General features: G+C 62.5%; 1 pseudogene. It reads left to right on the top strand.

Annotation, left to right across the window (positions count from 1 at the left end):
* Nucleotides 1–269 (top strand): annotated as a pseudogene (locus EOB49_RS35355) (amino acid permease); the annotation flags it as partial.

A 269-nucleotide genomic window follows, 5' to 3' on the forward strand; every position in this document is an offset into this window, starting at 1 on the left:
CGTTGACAAGAAGGAGGACCTGAAGGTTCTCCACGGCATGGGCTATGCCCAGGAACTGTCGCGAAGCATGAGCCGCTTCTCGAATTTCGCGATATCGTTCTCGATCATCTGCATCCTTTCGGGCGGCATCAACTCCTTCGCGCAAGCCACATCGTCGATCGGCGGCGCAGGTGCGGGCATCGGCTGGATCGTCGGCTGCTGCGTGTCGGGCTTCTTCGCCCTCGCCATGGCGCAGATCGCTTCGGCGTTTCCGACCGCCGGCGGCCTCT

The organism is Mesorhizobium sp. M7A.F.Ca.MR.148.00.0.0 (assembly GCF_003997735.1).
GTDB lineage: Bacteria > Pseudomonadota > Alphaproteobacteria > Rhizobiales > Rhizobiaceae > Mesorhizobium.